This is a genomic window from Escherichia sp. MOD1-EC6162, from assembly GCF_002965125.1.
GTDB lineage: Bacteria > Pseudomonadota > Gammaproteobacteria > Enterobacterales > Enterobacteriaceae > Escherichia > Escherichia marmotae.
This window is the reverse complement of record NZ_PTSB01000025.1, coordinates 43,166-61,130: the sequence shown is the minus strand read 5'-3', so window position 1 is coordinate 61,130 and position 17,965 is coordinate 43,166. Positions and strand designations below refer to the sequence as shown.

Genomic DNA, 17,965 nt, shown 5'->3' with positions numbered 1-17,965 from the left:
ACTGAGTTTCTCAGAATCATGCGGAATGGTGATGAGAATGCTGATGACATTGCAGGGCGCTTCACCGGGACGTATACCGGAGCTGATGCGCGATCTTGCAAGTATGGGACAACTTGTGAAATTACCGACAAGAAGGGAAAGGGCCTTCCCGAGAGTGGTAAAGGAGAGGCCCTGGAAATACCCCACAGCCCCGAAAAAGAGCCAGTCAGTTGCTTAACTGACTGGCATTACACCTTGCGGTGCCTTTTTTAATCATTCAATATCCAGCGGATCTTCAGAAAGAATAATCCCGGTATTGTCGGCATAGAGATGGTCACCGGAGAAGAAGGTGACGCCGCCAAAATTGACGCGGACATCGCTTTCACCAATGCCTTCGCCAGCGGCACCGACCGGAATTGCGGCCATCGCCTGGATGCCGATATCCAGCTCTTCCAGATCATCTACCTGGCGCACTGCACCATAAATGACCAGGCCTTCCCATTCATTTTGTACCGCCAGACGCGCCAGTTCAGCATCGACCAGTGCGCGACGAACAGAACCACCGCCATCGACGACAAGAACACGACCACGGCCATTCTGTTCGAGCAGATCGTACAGCAACCCGTTGTCCTCGAAACATTTTACCGTGATGATTTGTCCGCCAAACGACGCCCGTCCACCAAAGTTGGAGAACAGCGGTTCCACGACGTTGACATCTTCTTGATAGATGTCACAAAGCTCGGAAGTATCGTATTTCATAGGCTTAACATTCAGTTGCTGCGAGAATTTTCAGTATATCGCGCTATGTGGGTTGTTGGCAAAATCATCAATTGTTAATTGATATTTGTCAGTTATGCTGCCCACTGGCTTAGGAATATCCCCAAAACAAACAGCAGGTTAGTCAGTAATGCCCCTTTAACAGTGCGTTCCAGCATCGGACGCATCGCCACCGGGTCCATTTCACGCATCACATAACGGGTTTGTTTCACTAACAACGGTGCCGCCAGCAGGAACAGCCAACCCCACGGGCTGTGCAGCGAAAAGAGATTAAACAGTGCCAGGCACACCAGTGACCCCATCAGCAGACAGGCATGGTAACGGCGTGCGTTCACTTCACCTAAGCGTACAGCCAGCGTGTTCTTGCCATTCTCGCGGTCGCTATTGATATCACGCAGATTATTAATGTTCAGTACCGCAGTAGCCAGCAGGCCACATGCTGTAGCCGGAAGGATCAACGCCGGAATCAGGGTATGCGCCTGTAAATACCAGCTCCCCATCACGCTTAACCAACCAAAGAACACCAGTACGGAAATATCGCCAAGGCCAATATAACCATAAGGACGATTGCCCACGGTGTAGGTGATAGCGGCAATGATCGACAACCCGCCAAGAATCAGGAAACCGACAAAATCGGCCAGCGTATGGCACGCCACTGCAACCAGTGCTAGCCCGGAGAGACAGATGAGCACGACGGTAATAATGAGCGCCCGTTTCATCTCTTGCTGGGTAATGACCCCTTTTTGCATCCCGCGTAGTGGTCCGATACGGTCAGGTTTGTCGCTGCCTTTAACGGCATCACCGTAATCATTGGCGAGGTTAGAGAGGATCTGTAACAGCCCGGCGGTAATCAGTGCCAGCAGAGCGACCAGCGGATCGAAGTGACCTTGCCACCATGCCAGCGCCGTCCCGACGATAATTGCAGCAAAGGCGAGGGGGAGGGTTTTAGGTCGTAAACTTTCCAGCCACGCCTGAGTTCGGCTAATTTGTTGTTCAGTCATAATACGCGCCAATAAAAATGGGGCCTTTCAGCCCCATCAAACAATGATGAAAATGATTGAACGCGATTATAGGATAAAACGGCTCAGATCTTCATCTGCCACCAACGCATCCAGATGTTTGCTCACATAATCTGCGTCAATGATGATAGTTTGACCGCTTAAATCGCTGGCGTCGTAGGAGATCTCCTCCATCAAACGCTCCAGAACGGTATGTAAACGACGTGCACCGATGTTTTCGGTAGATTCGTTCACCTGCCATGCGGCTTCCGCGATGCGCTTAATACCGGAGTCGGTGAACTCAATGTTTACGCCTTCAGTCGCCATCAGTGCTTTGTACTGCACGGTGATAGAGGCATTCGGTTCGGTCAGAATACGCTCGAAGTCGCTGGTGGTCAGTGCCTGCAACTCAACGCGGATCGGCAGACGACCTTGCAGTTCCGGGATCAGGTCAGACGGTTTAGCAATCTGGAACGCACCAGAAGCGATAAACAGAATGTGGTCAGTTTTGACCATCCCGTGTTTAGTGGAAACGGTGCAACCTTCTACCAGTGGTAGCAGGTCGCGCTGAACGCCTTCACGAGAAACATCCGGACCGGAAGATTCGCCGCGCTTACAGATTTTGTCGATTTCGTCGATAAACACGATCCCGTGTTGTTCAACGGCATCGATAGCGTCTTGCTTCAGCTCTTCCGGGTTCACCAGTTTCGCCGCTTCTTCTTCAATCAGCAGCTTCATGGCGTCTTTGATTTTCAGCTTACGCGCTTTTTGCTTCTGACCACCCAGGTTCTGGAACATAGACTGCAACTGGCTGGTCATCTCTTCCATTCCCGGAGGTGCCATAATTTCAACGCCCATCGGTGCTGCGGCAAGATCGATCTCGATTTCTTTGTCATCGAGCTGGCCTTCACGCAGTTTTTTGCGGAATGCCTGACGTGCTGCAGACGGTTCCTGCTGCTGTTCGGTCTGTCCCCAGTTGTTTTTGGCCGGAGGGATTAGCACGTCGAGAATGCGCTCTTCTGCCAGTTCTTCAGCGCGATAACGGTTTTTCTCGATAGCCTGGACGCGTACCATTTTCACGGCGGCATCGGTCAGATCGCGAATAATAGAATCCACTTCCTTACCGACATAGCCCACTTCGGTGAATTTGGTGGCTTCAACTTTGATGAACGGCGCATTCGCCAGCTTCGCCAGACGACGGGCGATTTCAGTTTTACCGACGCCGGTCGGGCCGATCATCAGGATGTTTTTTGGGGTCACTTCATGGCGCAGCTCTTCGTTGAGCTGCATGCGACGCCAGCGGTTACGCAGTGCAATCGCCACAGAACGCTTAGCGTTATCCTGGCCGATGATGTGCTTATCCAGTTCGCTGACGATTTCGCGTGGGGTCATTTCAGACATGGGAGATCCTTACGCTTTGTAGCTTAATTCTTCGATGGTGTGGAAATGGTTGGTATAGATGCAAATGTCGCCTGCAATATCCAACGCCTTTTCAGCAATTTCACGGGCGCTAAGTTCAGTGTTTTCTAACAGCGCGCGCGCCGCCGCCTGGGCGTAAGGGCCGCCGGAGCCGATAGCAATAAGATCGTTTTCTGGCTGCACAACGTCACCGTTACCGGTGATGATAAGCGATGCAGTTTCGTCCGCGACCGCCAGCAGTGCTTCAAGTTTGCGCAACATGCGATCGGTACGCCAGTCTTTTGCCAGTTCAACGGCAGCTTTAACCAGATGGCCCTGATGCATTTCCAGCTTACGTTCAAACAGTTCGAACAGCGTAAAAGCATCCGCAGTACCGCCCGCAAAGCCCGCGATGACTTTGTCGTTGTACAGACGGCGGACCTTTTTCACGTTGCCTTTCATTACGGTATTGCCCAACGTGGCCTGGCCATCACCAGCGATGACCACATGGCCGTTACGGCGTACGCTTACTATAGTTGTCACGAGCTGACCCCTTGGTTACGAATACAGAGTACAAACCCCGTACAAAAGTACGGGGCATAATGCAATTATAGATGGGGGAGATTTTGAGGGTTTCAACCCCCGGTGGCGAGCCGAATACAGTTTGTGTGACCCGCCATCTTCAAACGATTGAGGGTGTTGTCTGCGTTTTCTTTGCCTTTCACCGGGCCAATGACCACACGATTCCAGCCATTGTTGGTGGTAATTTTCGAGTCAAAACCTTCGAACGCCAGTTGAGCACGTACCGTCTCTGCCTGTTCCGCGCCTCTGAACGAACCGCACTGTACCATCCAGCGGCGTTCATCTTTTTTCTCTGCCGTCGGTTTTGGCGCGTCTGCGGCACGAGCAACGGGCGCAGCCTGCTGTGGTTTCGGCTGTGCAGCAGTATGCGCAGGCGTTTGCAGCAGATCCTGGTACGGTTGCTGAGTGGACGCAGGTTTAGACTGCCGCGGCTGAGACTGTACTGGCGCGGCTTGCGCAGTACGTGTCTGTTGCTGCCAGCTTTGTTCTGTCGCACGTGGCTGCTGGGCCAGACGTTGCTGTTCTGCTAACTGCTGCGCCTGACGCTGGCGTTGTAGCGTTTGCTGGCGCTGTTCCGGCGTCTGCTCATTCCACGGAACTTCAATTAGCTGCGTTGGCTGCTGGCGCATATCGGCCTGCATTTGCTCAAGAAGCTGGCGCTGTTCCGGTGTCAGTTGTTCCGGCGTTTTCACTTCACCACCGGCAGAAGGTTCTGTTGGCGCACGCACACCAGGCTGGCGACTTTCCAGCTCTTTTATGTAACGCCAGCGTTCTTCCGGTTTCGGAGGTAGTCCATTTCCGGTCACTTTCTGGCTTTGCAGCGTCTCGGACTCTTCTTTCTTGTGATGCGTAATGAAGTACAGACCACCGATAAAGGTCACAAGAACGGCGGCAGCAATAGCGACCATTGCGGGAGAAACCGCAGGCAGATTTCGTTGCTTTTTCCGTGAGGTGCTCTTTTTTCGCCGCGAAGGTGCCGGTTGGCTGCGGCGTACATAATCTCGTTGTGCCACTATCGTTTCGCTGTATTTATTCGTTCGTCAGCCCGCCATGTTACTTAAGCGGCGGGCCTTTGACCAGTCACGGAAGTCTTAAAGGTTTACTTTAAGTCAATGTGCGCGTCGATCCCCGGATAATAAGCTCGCAGTCCATTAAACGTGAGCCACTGCCGACCGTTTGCCCCTGCATTTGATCAAGCAATAACAGCATAGCTTCCCGACCGATTTCGTAACGCGGCTGCGCAATGGTTGTCAGCGGCGGATCACAGAATTGCGTCAGGTCGATGTTATCAAAACCGATGATGGAAAGGTCGTCAGGGATTTTCAGCCCCTGACGTTTGGCCTGTGAAAGTGCGCCGAGCGCCATCACATCGCTATGACAGAAGACGGCAGTAGGCGGCTGCGGAAGGTCGAGCAACTGTTGCATGGCTTTACTTCCGGCTTCGAAGGTGAAATCGCCTCGGGCGATATATTGCGGATCAACCATAATTCCGCAGCGACGCAGCGCCTGAACGTAGCCTTGCAGGCGATAGTGACACAGCGGCATCTCTTCTGGACCAGCAATACAGCCAATCCGTTTATGTCCCTGTTCATACAGGTAATTTACCGCATCGAATGCCGCGGTCAGGTTGTCGATATGAACCGTCGGCAGCTCCAGCTCCGGCGCAAATTCGTTCGCCATCACCATAGGCGGCAGATTACGTTGCTCCTCTATGCTGGCATCAAACGGCAGCCTTGAACCCAGCAGCAACATGCCATCAATTTGCTTGGTGATGATTAAATCGATAAAGGTTTTTTCCTGCTGATTTTGATGTGCGCAGTCACCAATCAGCACCAGATATCCGTGACTTGCCGCCGTAATTTCGATACCGCGAATAATTTCGCTAAAGAAGGGATCACAGATATCCGGGACAATTACCAGAACTGTACGGGACTCATTACGCTTAACGTTACGTCCCATTGGCTGTGGTAAATAACCCACTTCCCGAGCGGCTTTTTCAACCCGATTACGAGTGGCCAGGGAGACTTTATCGGGATTCATCAATGCTCGGGAAACGGTCGCTGTAGAGACTTTTGCTTTCAGGGCAACGTCTTTCATGGTTGCGGCAGTTTCCTGCTTCTTCTTCGCTTTCACACTCACTCCTCGCCTGGCACGTCAGGCGTACTACATCCATGTTTACTTCATATCGGCAACATTTTTAGCAGATAGTGCGTGAAAACGGTTACAGAATTTTCATGAAAAGTGTGATGAATATTTAATTTTTCGATCCGCCTCGCATCGTGAGCGGTTTAGCCTTCAATGGGATCGACATCCAGCACCCATTTCACTTTTCGTGAATCCGGTATTGTGTTGATAAGCGCCAGAGTGCCATTAATGATGTGCTGCAAGCGCACGCGGGAAGGGTGTTGCAACAAGATCTGCCAGCGCCAGCGACCGCCTCGTTTGGGTGCCAGTGCCGGAACCGGGCCGAGAACCCACAGTTTGTCATCCGCCAGCGGACTGGAGAGGATCAGATTGCGCAACTGCTGCAGGAACAGCGGTGCGTGCTGATTATTATGATCTTCTGCGCGCACAATCACATGGCTGGTCCACGGTGGCAGTTGCATCATTCGCCGTTCGGCCAGCGCCTGTTCGGCAAAGGCGTCGTAGCCTTTATAGAGCAACGTTTGCAACAGAGGATGTTCCGGATGGTGTGTTTGCAGCACCACCTCACCCTGTTTACCTGCACGCCCCGCACGACCAGCGACCTGAGTGTAAAGCTGGGCAAAACGTTCTGCTGAGCGAAAATCGGCAGAAAATAGCGCGCCATCGACGTCCAGTAACGCCACAAGCGTGACATCCGGAAAGTGGTGACCTTTCGCCAGCATTTGCGTACCAATCAAAATCCTCGCGCCACCGCGATGCACTTCCGCCAGTTGCTGCTCCAGCGCGCCTTTACGGCTGGTGGTGTCGCGGTCGATACGTGAAATGGCTACACCAGGGAACATCGGCGCAAGCGTCTGTTCAAGCTGCTCAGTGCCCAGCCCCACCGGCATCAGGTGCGTAGAGCCGCAGGACGGACACTGGCGCGGCACCGGGCGCTGGCTATCGCAATGGTGGCAGCGCAGATGTTGCTGTGCCTGATGCAGCGTGTAGTAGTGATCGCAACGTGGGCATTCGGCAATCCAGCCGCAGTCGTGGCACAGCAGCGCAGGCGCAAAACCACGGCGATTAAGAAAGAGAATAACCTGGTTGTCGGCCTGTAAATGCTGGCGCATACGACTGATTAACGCTGGAGCCAGCCCCGCCTGCACCTTCTGACCTTTTAAATCCAGCACGTGTTGAATTGCCGGACGCGCATTACCCGCCCGACGTGTCAGGCGCAGCAGGCGATATTTTTTCTGTTGCACGTTGCATAGCGTTTCCAATGCAGGCGTTGCCGAACCGAGAATGATCGGGATTTGCTCGCTGTGCGCGCGATATACCGCCAGGTCTCGGGCATGATAGCGCCAGCCTTCCTGCTGCTTGTAGGAACTGTCATGCTCTTCGTCGATGACAATCACGCCGAGATTTTTAAATGGCGTAAACAGTGCGGAACGCGTACCAATCACAATCGCTGCTTCGCCATTTTTCGCTTTCAGCCACGCCGAAAGGCGTTCGCTGTCGTTCAGACCAGAATGCAGAACTTCCACGGGGGCGTTAAATCGTTCACGAAAACGGGCGATAGTTTGCGGTGTCAGGCCGATTTCCGGCACCATTACCAGCGCCTGCTTGCCCTGGCTGAGAACGTTTTCCAGCACGCTTAAATAGACTTCCGTTTTACCGGAACCGGTGACGCCCGCCAGCAGCCAGGCAGAAAAAGAATCGGCCGCGCTATGAATTGCGCCAACGGCGGTGGCTTGTTCAGTATTCAGCCGCAGACGTTCGCCAGAAACGGCATAGCCCGTTCGCCAGTCGCTAAATTCTGGCGTTTCGCTTGCCAGTTCACACAAACCTTTTTTGCGCAGCGCCTGTAGTGCGGCATCATTAAATTCGAGAGTGGCGACCTGGTCGCGCCAGATTTTCCCTTGCCGCAATGCTGCCAGCGCTTGCTGCTGTTTTGGCGAACGTTTCAGGCTGTTGATATCCACCGCCTGGCCCTGCTCGGTGGCAAACCAGTACCACATTGGCGTGTTCGCCGCAGGTCGCCCCTGGCGCAGTAAAATCGGCAAGGCATGAAATAACACATCGCCAATCGGATGATGATAGTAATCCGCCGCCCATAGCAGTAATCGCCAGACGGAGTGAGTAAACACCGGCTCACTGTCCAGCACTTCTCCCACCGCTTTCAGTTCGTTGAGTGGCAACTCGCTAACGTCGCTAATCGACACCACAATCCCGATGCGTTCTTGCTGTTTGCCAAACGGCACGCGCACGCGACACCCGGCTTTAACCGTCATGCCTTCAGGCAGCAGATAGTCAAAGGTACGAGGGAGCGGAACGGGCAAGGCAACGTGGGCAACGGGCATAGCATCATCCTGACTTGAAATTCGGTGGAACAGTATACACATTGCCGTAGAGGAGTGCGGATCAGTTTGCATACGCTGGTTAATTTCTGTATGATTCGGCGCCTTTGATACGAAATGATCGTATTGAAACTATACTTTAAACATCGCGTGGTGTCTGGCGTTAGGGCTGGAAGAGCGACGCGGCCTTAAACCGAGGTTTTCCCATGAAAAAAGATATTCACCCGAAATACGAAGAAATTACTGCTAGCTGCTCTTGCGGTAACGTAATGAAAATCCGCTCCACCGTTGGTCATGACCTGAACCTCGACGTGTGCAGCAAGTGCCACCCGTTCTTCACTGGCAAACAGCGTGATGTTGCTACCGGTGGCCGTGTTGATCGCTTCAACAAGCGTTTCAGCATCCCGGGCAGCAAATAAGACCGGATTTCCGAAAAAAGCGCCGCACGGCGCTTTTTTTGTGCCTGAAAACTTTCATCAGCAACATAACTCATTGAGTTTGTGTTTTTTTATCTTTTCTTTCATCGCGAAAATCCATTTTATCGATACCGTATTTTTTCATGCGCAAATACAGCTTTTTTCTGGGTATCTGAAAGTAATCTGCAACGTCGTTTATACGACCCTGGTGGAAGTTGAGAGCATCAATAATTATTTGTCTTTCATAACTTTCTACTCGTTCATCCAGCGGTGCTGGATCAGTCTCCATCATCTGCAAATTGACCGAATCGTCCAGCATTAAAACACCTACTGCAACCAGTTCTGCTGCATTCACCAATTCAATGATATTACCCGGCCAGGCACGCGCCATCAGCCGTTTATAAAACGTTTTTCCCAGCAACGGCTGTTGGCGATTTAATCGTTTACAGGTGAGTGTCAGATAATGGTGAAAAATAGGTTCAATATCCCCCGGTCGTTGGCTTAGTGGTGGGCATTCAATGTGGGTGAGTGAAAAAAGAAAATACAATGCGGGAATGATTTTCTGTGCGGCGGCCAGTTCAGCCAGAGGGCTTTGATTAACAACCATCAGACGAAACGATCGATCCTGTGGGCGTTCCTGGAGTTGAATCAAGAGACGCTGATTTTCTTGTGTTAAATGTTCAAGTTCTTTTAATAACAGCGTGCCACCTTCTGCCTCTTTCACCCATTCTTCCAACGGTTGCTGACTATTAGCGCTGAGTGTGCGTTCAATTAAAGGTCTTTCTTTGCGAGAACTAAATTGATGAAGATAATGAGCAGCTAATGTTCTCCCTGTACCCGGTTCGCCGTAAAAACAGACGGGAAGATCGGTTTCTGCCAGCGTTTCAAGTTGTTGGCGTGTCTGGCGGATCCAGCCGCTGTTACCGATTAAGTGTCGATTAAACTGAGTGTGTCGCCATTTTTTTTGTTCCAGATAAGCTTCACGCTCTGCCAGTGCTTTTTCGATAAGTGATAGAAATTGTTCCGGATTGACCGGTTTTTGCAGGAAATCCCACGCTCCCTTTTTTACCGCTTCAACGGCCATAGGAACATCGCCATGACCGGTGATCATCAGAATAGGAAGATTAGGGTCGATCAGCGTTATTTTTTCCAGCAGCGTAATGCCTGAAATATCTGGCATGCAAACGTCGCACACAACGATGCCTTCCCAGGTATTTTGCAGCAATTGTAGGGCCTCTGAAGGGTTGCTACAGGTACATACTACATAACCCTCTTGCTGTAAGAGAGCGCTGTAGGCTTGCAGAACATCATTATCGTCATCAATTAACAGTATTGTTGGGTGGGTGTCTGTCATGCTTAAAGCTTCCTGAAACGTAGAATAACCAGCGCATGGTGGTCGAGAGTAGACGCGATATGTAACTCTCCCTGGCACTGACGCATAATAGAATGACTAATCGAAAGGCCAATACCCAAACCTACAGCTTTGTCAGTGGTAAAAGGTGTTAATAGTCGATCAGCCAGAAGCACAGGCCAGCCTTTTCCATTGTCAGCAATATATAGCGTTACAGTGGTGGCTTCTTCTTCAAAGTTAATGGTTATTGTGGGCGGTTCTTCCAGACAGGCTTCCAGGGCATTGGTAAATAAATTAACTAAAACTTGTTGAATTAAAACATCATCGCCATACACAGCAGGGAAATGATCCGGGTAGTGAAGAGAGGCTTTCAGTGGTCGATGTTTCAATGCCAGAAGTTCCCAGGATGAATAAATTACCTGCTGTAAATTGATTGCGCCGCCAGCTAATTCACTATCACGACGGCGGGCGAAGTTGCGCAGTCGTTTAACGATGTTATCCATGCGTTCGACCAGCGATCGCATAGTGACGATATAATTTTTTACCAAACCAACGTCTTGCTGTTCTAAAGCGCGGTTGGCACTGAACAGATACATAGATAATGCATTAAGTGGTTGATTAATTTCATGTGCCAGTGTTGTCATTGTCTGCCCGACTACGGCCAGTTTTGCGGTTTGGATCAATTCACTTTGTGCAGTACGAAGGTTTTTTTCAGTCGCTATTCGATCGCATATTTCCTGCTCCAGTTGACGTTGTTGTTGATTAATTTGTTCAATGGTCTGGCGGAGCAGGTTGGCAATTCTCCCAAGTTCATCGTTGCCGGAGACAGGGATATCAGCATCGAGTTCACCATTGCTTAACTTGACGACGGCATTATTCAGTAACTGAAATCGGCGGATCATTCTGGGACGAATGTAGAGGTAATTTACCAGAATGACGAACAGCAAGGCGGTAACCATAGCCGACAAAATCAGTAGCCCGCTGATTTGCATTATTTTTTCCAATCGTAGATTGAATGTTTGTAGTTGTTGATGGCTATTTCCTAATTGAGTTTCTAATTGGTTGCGTATTTGCGTAAATACACGCTCTTTATCCCCGATAGTACTCATGAGGGTCTGTTGAGCTTGCTGCCAGGCAGCGAGGGTTCCGGGCAGATAATTTTGTTGAGTACCAAGCTCCCACAAGGAATAAACCGTCTGATGTAATGTGATGGTACTGGAATAAGACGATAACGATCTCACATTTTCGTCAATGCTGTGCTTCAAAAAATTCAGGTATTGAATATGTTGTTTTAACGAATCTATATCTCCACTATGTGTGTTAAGCATCTCCTTTAGTGTGCTGACGATCTGGGTTTCTATATGTGAAAGTTCGAAAACAAGTTGTAATTCTTTTTGAATAGTTTGTTGAGCATTTTGCAAATCCTGATTTTCGTGCAGATCTTTTCGTTGGCTGAGTTGATTGAGCAACGACGATTGTTGCCAACTTAAATCCTGAGTCAGAGAGTTAAGCTCATTATTGAAATCATCATGTAACCAGTTAACTCTTGAGGATATAACGTCGAGTTTTCCTTTTTCTTGATTGTTGTTATTCACCGCGCTATCGAGCTTGCTAAGCAATCTGTGACTACTGGCAACCTGTTGGTTAAGCGCATTTTGATGTACTGAATCAAGATGGGGATTAATGGCCTTAATTTTTTGTAGCCGTTGTTCAATTTGTTCCCTCACCTGAAGACGATTAACGGTATTGGTTGTCTGTTGTAGCTCATTGAATTCATTTACCAATGCGGTAAGGTTTTCTTCAAAAAGAAATGAAGCCTGAATCCGCGGGAAATAATCATCAAGCGCGTAGCGAACCTGAGAATTTTGTTCATACCACGAATAGAGGCTAACTACGCTAACGAATAGCGTAAGAACGGCACTAAAAACAAAGGCGAGGCGTAAGCTCGTCCCTATAGTATGTAGTTGTTTCACTTTAATGACTCGAGTTGCATGTTCACTAATTGCTGTTGATGCAGGAAAAACTGCTGCCATGCCATGATCTGAGCTTCACGAAAGCCTGATTGCAGTTCGAATTGCTGCAGATACATGGAATTAATAGCCTGTTGTGGGGTAACAGGAACGGCTGTTAATAATGCGCGCACATCTGGCAATTTACGCTTAAGCCGATGTTCTGCGGCATATAATGATTTCCAGGTGTTTTGAAGTTCGGTAAGGCGAAAAGTAATCGCATTATCAAATAACAATTGCACGAGCTTTTGGCGTTGCATAATCAACGGATAATCAAGGGAAGGGGAGGAAAATAATCGTAGTTGTTGCTCCGCGAGAGGAGTGCCGGAGGGCAGTGGGTATACCGGATATTTTCCTGAGTCAGAATCGCTCAATGCTTGTTGTCCTTCCGGGCTCAATAAGAAATTAATAAAACGACCCGCCTCCTGTGAATGTTCACTGCCGTTTGTGATAGCAATAAACATAGGTGCTGCGCGAGAGTTTGGGAAATAACTGAAACGTAAGGTTGAATTATTAAGCAGTACGTTAGCGTAATTGTCGATTATCGGACCAGCGTCTCCCAACCCTGTGCTGATCTTATTTGCTACACCGAAACTACGTGATGAAATGGTCGCGAGATTGCCGCCTATTTTCAGTAGTGTGCTCCAGCCGTTATTCCATCCTTGTTGTTGCAGGAGATCTTCAATCATCAGATGAGTGGTATCTGAACGCGAAGGGCTACTCATTAATAAGGTTCCTTGATAACGTGACCTGCTTAATTCCTTCCATGAAGTAGGTACTGGCTCATTTTTATCTTCCAGATGCGCTACATTGATCAGGATGCCATAGCCCGATACTGCAACTGCAACGGTGGTTGACCGAATAGAGGCGGGGACTAACTTTCTGCTTGTTTCTATCTGATTATTAAATGGCTGGAGCAGGTTTTTACTTTGTAATCGCTGTAGCAACATGGGGGATGAACTCAATACCAGATCAATATTTTCACCCAATGGATTTTCAAGCAGGCGCTCAATGGATGCACTGGTTCGGTTGAGTGTTCGGATTTGGGTTGCCAGGGGTTGCTTTTGCCATTGACTGATAATGTGCTCTGTCGCTTCCGAAGAAAGCGTTGTAGCAATCACCAGCTCTTGTGCTGAGGTGACGTTGACGCATAAAAGCCAACAGATTAGTGTTCGTTGTATAATACGAATCATGTCAAAAATCCTATTAACGAGAGAAAAACTCTTACGCTGTAATTCATATCATTATCCGTTCGCTAATATACTCAATGAACAGCAAGACACTTGTGTCAGTATCGGAAATTATCATTAATTTGGATGTAGCCAGCGTCACTATATCCGGAAGCGTTTGTTAAAAAAAGATCAATATTGCACCTCTGAACACGTGTATCTTGCGGAAATAGCGGTTGTTATGGGTATGCTCGGTAATTAATTTCCACACTTGCGCTATCGGATTCAGGTTATGACCGGATTCTATTGCTTCTTTGCGCCAGCCTTCATGCGCCGGAAGAATGGCTTTAATTCGAGCGCAAATGTGCTTGTCATGAAGGATATCATGAAAATGTTTAAGTCCTCCTTGTTGTTGAGCGGTGATGAAAACTTTCATGTTGCGCAGCATGATCCTCCGATAGGGTAAAATCAAGTATCTTCAATGATCACGTGTATAGATACAAAATATGTGACTGACATCAAAAACTGAAAAAATTAATAAAAGGAATTATTTTTATATTGGGGCTGTTGTAACCCGTTAAGACTTAAATAAGAGCCGAATTCTATTTTGGGATGTGAAAATGGGAAAGAAATGGAACATGATATTTGTATTTTTGAGTCAATTTTGACTCATTTGCCTTGTATTGTAACTTAAACTCTCTTGCTTCACTATCTTCAAAACCAATGAAGCAAGGGCTTTTGAAATACTCATCAGAGAGTAGCAACTAGCATTGCTGTTTAAAATAACTCTATGAACTGGAAGGTGATGTATGCTTTCTCTATTGAAACCTCAAGTGGCAACACATAAGGTTCCTGAAAGTGAAATAAAGAATACCTATAATCGTTATCGTATGCAGGCGCTATTTAGCGTGTTTATCGGTTATCTTTCGTATTATATTGTCAGGAATAACTTTGTTCTCTCCACACCTTATTTAAAACAAGATCTTAATCTGTCTGCGACTCAAATAGGGCTACTTAGCAGTTGTATGCTAATCGCCTATGGTATTAGTAAAGGGGTAATGAGTAGCCTGGCAGACAAAGCTAATCCTAAAGTCTATATGGCTGTGGGTTTAGTTCTTTGCGCCCTCGTTAACGTGGCGCTTGGTTTTAGTTTTGCTTTTTGGATGTTTGCGGGACTTGTCATTCTGAATGGCCTCTTTCAAGGGATGGGCGTTGGCCCTTCGTTTATTACAATAGCCAACTGGTTCCCTCGTAAAGAACGGGGCATCGTCGGTGCGGTCTGGAATATTTCGCACAATGTGGGGGGTGGTATTGTTGCTCCGATTGTTGGTGGTGCATTTGCCGTATTGGGTACTGAACACTGGAAAATAGCAACGTATGTTGTTCCAGCGATTGTATCAGTTGTCATTGCTATAGTCGTGCTGATGACAGGTAAAGGTTCTCCCGTAAGTGAAGGTTTACCACCATTAAGCGAAATTGTTCCGGACGACGTCAGCATTAAAGCAAAAGATGATCGTGCGCCAGAAGATATGACTGCCTGGCAAATTTTTTGTACCTATGTGCTAAAAAACAAGAATGCATGGTTCGTCTCTTTCGTTGATGTTTTTGTCTATATGGTGCGTTTCGGAATTATCAGTTGGTTGCCCATTTACCTGTTAAGCGTGAAACATTTTACGAAGACTGAAATGAGCACGGCATTTTTAATTTTTGAATGGGCGGCTATTCCAACGACGTTATTTGCTGGCTGGTTGAGTGATAAATTATTTCATGGTCGCCGTATGCCACCCGCGATTATCAGTATGGTATTGATTTTCTTCTGCCTGCTGGGCTACTGGAAAAGCGACTCTCTGCTCTCTATTACCATTTTTGCTGCTTGCGTAGGCTGCCTTATCTATGTTCCGCAGTTCCTGGCTTCTGTGCAGACAATGGAAATTGTCCCCAGTTTTGCCGTGGGTTCCGCAGTCGGTTTGCGTGGTTTTATGAGTTATATTCTTGGCGCAACGCTTGGTACAAGTTTGTTTGGTGTTATGGTCGATCAGGTAGGTTGGGATGGCGGTTTTTATCTTCTGCTTGCTGGTGTTATCTGTTGCATTATTTTCTGTACGCTAACGCACTTTGGCGCGGTCGCTATGGAACGACAGCGTCAAAATGACGTGGCTGCGTTTTCGCAAGAGCTTCAGACCAATAAAAATTAGATTTTGGGGGCCAGTCACGAGGTGATTGGCCCATTACCAGGAAAACAGCGGCCATTCTTTAGCGACGGTAGTGAGTTGTGGCGCATCGAAAACGGCCTGTGGTGAAACCACCGTTTCTTCAAGCGGGATATTTTTGCCGTAGCGTTCTTTGAGCTTCGCCTGGACCAGCGGGTTGCTAAGATCGAACTCTTTCAGTTTTTGCTGCTCGCCCACGCTCATTCCCAGCGCGTTCTGATACACCTTCCACACCACTTCTGAACAATACTGGCGATCGTCGCTCCACGAGAAGCTGAAGTCATATGGTTGACCAAGATAACGTTTTGTCGCTTGCGCCAGTTTTTGCTGTTGTTCGGTATTCAGCCCGCCTTCAACACGGCGCACAATGTATTTGCCCTTTTCACCGTGGGCGATCCACTGCTTCAGCGGGGTGTATTTCACCGGGCCGACGGCTTCAAAGACGTAGGGCTTTTTATTGCGTATCACCAGCATACCGGTATGGCTGTAATCGGAATGGGTCGCCAGTTGGATCGCTTTACTTTGCGATGAGCGAGAGATCTGAAAGATGATGTCGCCGGTTTGTGGCTGCCAGGCAAAGGCTGGCGCAGAAACCAGCAGGCTGGGGATGAGTAGCCTGATTTTCATCGTTAAACGTCCATGTATAAAAAGGCGGTGGGTTAGATCTGAGCCGCTGACAACGTGCTTGTTGTTTATGCCGGATGCGGCGTGAACGCCTTATCCGGCCTACAAGTTCGTGCAAATTCAATAGATTGCAATATGACGTAGGCCTGATAAGCGTAGCGCATCAGGCGATTTTGCCTTTGGCAGCACTCCCCACGCCGCTCTTTTCCGCTTTAGTATTCCCACGTCTCCGGGTTAATCCCCATCTCACGCATGATCTCTTTTGCCGCTTCCGGGATTTCGTCGCTGCGCTCTTTACGCAGATCGGCATCATCCGGCAGCGGTTGCCCGGTAAAGGCATGCAGAAACGCTTCACACAGCAGTTCGCTGTTGGTAGCGTGACGCAGGTTATTCACCTGACGACGCGTGCGCTCATCGGTGAGGATTTTTAACACCTTAAGAGGAATGGAAACCGTAATCTTTTTGACTTGTTCACTCTTCTTGCCGTGCTCAGCGTATGGGCTGATATATTCGCCGCTCCATTCAGCCATGAGATACTTAATCCTCTTCGTCAATAAATTGAGACCAGACCGTACAATTAATAAGGTTACTGGTCATAAACCCGCATAGTTTACCGTACAGGCGCTACCGTGACATCGTGTAATGCGCCTGTCAGCGTGATAATGCATGTAATTTTAACGGCAATTTCTGATTTGCTCAATCTATACGCAAAGAAGTTTAGATGTCCAGATGTATTGACGTCCATTAACGCAATGTTTACTCTGGTGCCTGTCTTTTCACCGACTCAGCCCAGGGAACTTCATCACATGACGCGTAAACAGGCCACCATCGCAGTGCGTAGCGGGTTAAATGACGACGAACAGTATGGTTGCGTTGTCCCACCGATCCATCTTTCCAGCACCTATAATTTTACCGGATTTAATGAACCGCGTGCGCATGATTACTCGCGTCGCGGCAACCCGACGCGCGATGTCGTGCAGCGTGCGCTGGCAGAACTGGAAGGTGGCGCTGGCGCGGTGCTTACTAATACCGGCATGTCAGCCATCCATCTGGTGACTACCGTCTTTTTGAAGCCGGGCGATCTGTTGGTTGCGCCGCACGATTGTTACGGCGGCAGCTATCGTCTGTTCGACAGTCTGGCGAAACGTGGTTGTTATCGCGTGCTGTTTGTTGATCAAGGTGATGAGCAGGCATTACAAGCGGCACTGGCAGAAAAGCCCAAACTGGTGTTGGTAGAAAGCCCCAGTAATCCATTGTTACGCGTCGTGGATATTGCGAAAATCTGCCATCTGGCAAGGGAAGTTGGGGCGGTGAGCGTGGTGGATAACACCTTCTTAAGCCCGGCATTACAAAATCCGCTGGCATTGGGTGCCGATCTGGTGTTGCATTCATGTACGAAATATCTGAATGGCCACTCTGACGTAGTGGCTGGCGTGGTGATTGCTAAAGATCCGGATGTGGTCACCGAACTGGCCTGGTGGGCAAACAATATTGGCGTGACGGGTGGTGCGTTTGACAGTTATTTGTTGCTGCGTGGTCTGCGAACTCTGGTTCCGCGTATGGACCTGGCTCAGCGCAACGCGCAGGCGATTGTGAAATATCTGCAAACCCAACCGCTGGTGAAAAAACTTTATCACCCGTCGCTGCCGGAAAATCAGGGGCATGAAATTGCCGTGCGTCAGCAAAAAGGCTTTGGCGCAATGTTGAGTTTTGAACTGGATGGTGATGAGCAAATGCTGCGTCGCTTCCTGGGCGGGCTGTCGTTATTTACGCTGGCGGAATCATTAGGGGGAGTGGAAAGTTTAATCTCTCACGCCGCAACCATGACACACGCAGGCATGGCACCAGAAGCGCGTGCTGCCGCCGGGATCTCCGAGACGCTGTTGCGTATCTCCACCGGTATTGAAGATGGCGAAGATTTAATTGCCGACCTGGAAAATGGCTTCCGGGCTGCAAACAAGGGGTAAA

At 49.1% G+C, this 17,965-nt stretch carries 16 protein-coding genes and 1 pseudogene; 4 read left to right on the top strand and 13 right to left on the bottom strand.

Annotated elements, in window-relative coordinates; genetic code table 11:
* A pseudogene (locus A9587_RS18475) lies at nt 1–217 on the top strand (IS4 family transposase); the annotation flags it as partial.
* A 35-nt stretch (nt 218–252) separates the two neighbouring features.
* On the opposite strand, the gene rraA reads toward A9587_RS18475, so the two are convergent.
* The 7 genes from rraA to priA all read right to left on the bottom strand — a co-directional run bounded on the left by rraA (nt 253) and on the right by priA (nt 8,221).
* On the bottom strand, nt 253–738 hold the full coding sequence (gene rraA / locus A9587_RS18470) for a ribonuclease E activity regulator RraA (protein WP_000872908.1): 486 nt from the start codon (nt 736–738) through the stop codon (nt 253–255).
* Between the two features lie 92 nt (nt 739–830).
* Nucleotides 831–1,757 carry a 1,4-dihydroxy-2-naphthoate polyprenyltransferase gene (menA, locus tag A9587_RS18465; RefSeq protein WP_016262743.1) on the bottom strand — a complete coding sequence of 309 codons (927 nt, stop codon included), beginning with the start codon at nt 1,755–1,757 and terminating at the stop codon, nt 831–833.
* 66 nt (nt 1,758–1,823) lie between these two features.
* A complete protein-coding gene (gene hslU / locus A9587_RS18460; protein WP_001293343.1) occupies nt 1,824–3,155 on the bottom strand; it encodes an HslU--HslV peptidase ATPase subunit in 1,332 nt (443 codons plus the stop codon).
* Nucleotides 3,156–3,164: 9 nt separating this feature from the next.
* Nucleotides 3,165–3,695, bottom strand: coding sequence for an ATP-dependent protease subunit HslV (gene hslV, locus A9587_RS18455; RefSeq protein ID WP_000208242.1), 531 nt, complete (start codon nt 3,693–3,695; stop codon nt 3,165–3,167).
* Between the two features lie 92 nt (nt 3,696–3,787).
* A complete protein-coding gene (gene ftsN / locus A9587_RS18450) occupies nt 3,788–4,747 on the bottom strand; it encodes a cell division protein FtsN (RefSeq protein ID WP_000068823.1) in 960 nt (319 codons plus the stop codon).
* Nucleotides 4,748–4,838: 91 nt separating this feature from the next.
* Nucleotides 4,839–5,831 carry a DNA-binding transcriptional regulator CytR gene (cytR, locus tag A9587_RS18445; RefSeq protein ID WP_194245949.1) on the bottom strand — a complete coding sequence of 331 codons (993 nt, stop codon included), beginning with the start codon at nt 5,829–5,831 and terminating at the stop codon, nt 4,839–4,841.
* Between the two features lie 191 nt (nt 5,832–6,022).
* On the bottom strand, nt 6,023–8,221 hold the full coding sequence (priA, locus tag A9587_RS18440) for a primosomal protein N' (protein WP_105263841.1): 2,199 nt from the start codon (nt 8,219–8,221) through the stop codon (nt 6,023–6,025).
* Nucleotides 8,222–8,424: 203 nt separating this feature from the next.
* Here priA and rpmE point away from each other — a divergent pair, with 203 nt between their 5' ends.
* Complete coding sequence (rpmE, locus tag A9587_RS18435; RefSeq protein WP_000710770.1) at nt 8,425–8,637, top strand: 50S ribosomal protein L31; 213 nt, start codon at nt 8,425–8,427, stop codon at nt 8,635–8,637.
* Nucleotides 8,638–8,707: 70 nt separating this feature from the next.
* Here the strand turns inward: rpmE and pgtA are convergent, their stop codons facing one another.
* The 4 genes from pgtA to A9587_RS18415 form a co-directional block, all read right to left on the bottom strand.
* A complete protein-coding gene (pgtA, locus tag A9587_RS18430) occupies nt 8,708–9,988 on the bottom strand; it encodes a two-component system response regulator PgtA (RefSeq protein ID WP_000132598.1) in 1,281 nt (426 codons plus the stop codon).
* Between the two features lie 2 nt (nt 9,989–9,990).
* Nucleotides 9,991–12,018 carry an ATP-binding protein gene (locus tag A9587_RS18425; RefSeq protein WP_236942012.1) on the bottom strand — a complete coding sequence of 676 codons (2,028 nt, stop codon included), beginning with the start codon at nt 12,016–12,018 and terminating at the stop codon, nt 9,991–9,993.
* Nucleotides 11,955–13,187, bottom strand: a complete 1,233-nt coding sequence (locus A9587_RS18420; RefSeq protein ID WP_061090963.1) for an ABC transporter substrate-binding protein — start codon at nt 13,185–13,187, stop codon at nt 11,955–11,957. Before A9587_RS18420 ends, A9587_RS18425 begins: the two co-directional genes overlap by 64 nt.
* Before the next feature lie 157 nt (nt 13,188–13,344).
* Nucleotides 13,345–13,611 (bottom strand): hypothetical protein, encoded by a 267-nt coding sequence (locus tag A9587_RS18415; protein ID WP_105263839.1) that lies wholly within the window; start codon nt 13,609–13,611, stop codon nt 13,345–13,347.
* 361 nt (nt 13,612–13,972) lie between these two features.
* Between A9587_RS18415 and pgtP the strand changes: the two genes are divergently transcribed.
* On the top strand, nt 13,973–15,358 hold the full coding sequence (gene pgtP, locus A9587_RS18410; protein WP_000949936.1) for a phosphoglycerate transporter PgtP: 1,386 nt from the start codon (nt 13,973–13,975) through the stop codon (nt 15,356–15,358).
* 33 nt (nt 15,359–15,391) lie between these two features.
* On the opposite strand, the gene A9587_RS18405 is transcribed toward pgtP, so the two are convergent.
* A complete protein-coding gene (locus A9587_RS18405) occupies nt 15,392–16,000 on the bottom strand; it encodes a YiiX family permuted papain-like enzyme (protein WP_001517521.1) in 609 nt (202 codons plus the stop codon).
* Between the two features lie 209 nt (nt 16,001–16,209).
* Nucleotides 16,210–16,527, bottom strand: a complete 318-nt coding sequence (gene metJ, locus A9587_RS18400; RefSeq protein WP_000852812.1) for a met regulon transcriptional regulator MetJ — start codon at nt 16,525–16,527, stop codon at nt 16,210–16,212.
* A gap of 276 nt (nt 16,528–16,803) precedes the next feature.
* Here metJ and metB point away from each other — a divergent pair, with 276 nt between their 5' ends.
* Complete coding sequence (metB, locus tag A9587_RS18395; RefSeq protein WP_038354996.1) at nt 16,804–17,964, top strand: cystathionine gamma-synthase; 1,161 nt, start codon at nt 16,804–16,806, stop codon at nt 17,962–17,964.
* Nucleotide 17,965: the final 1 nt, after the last annotated feature.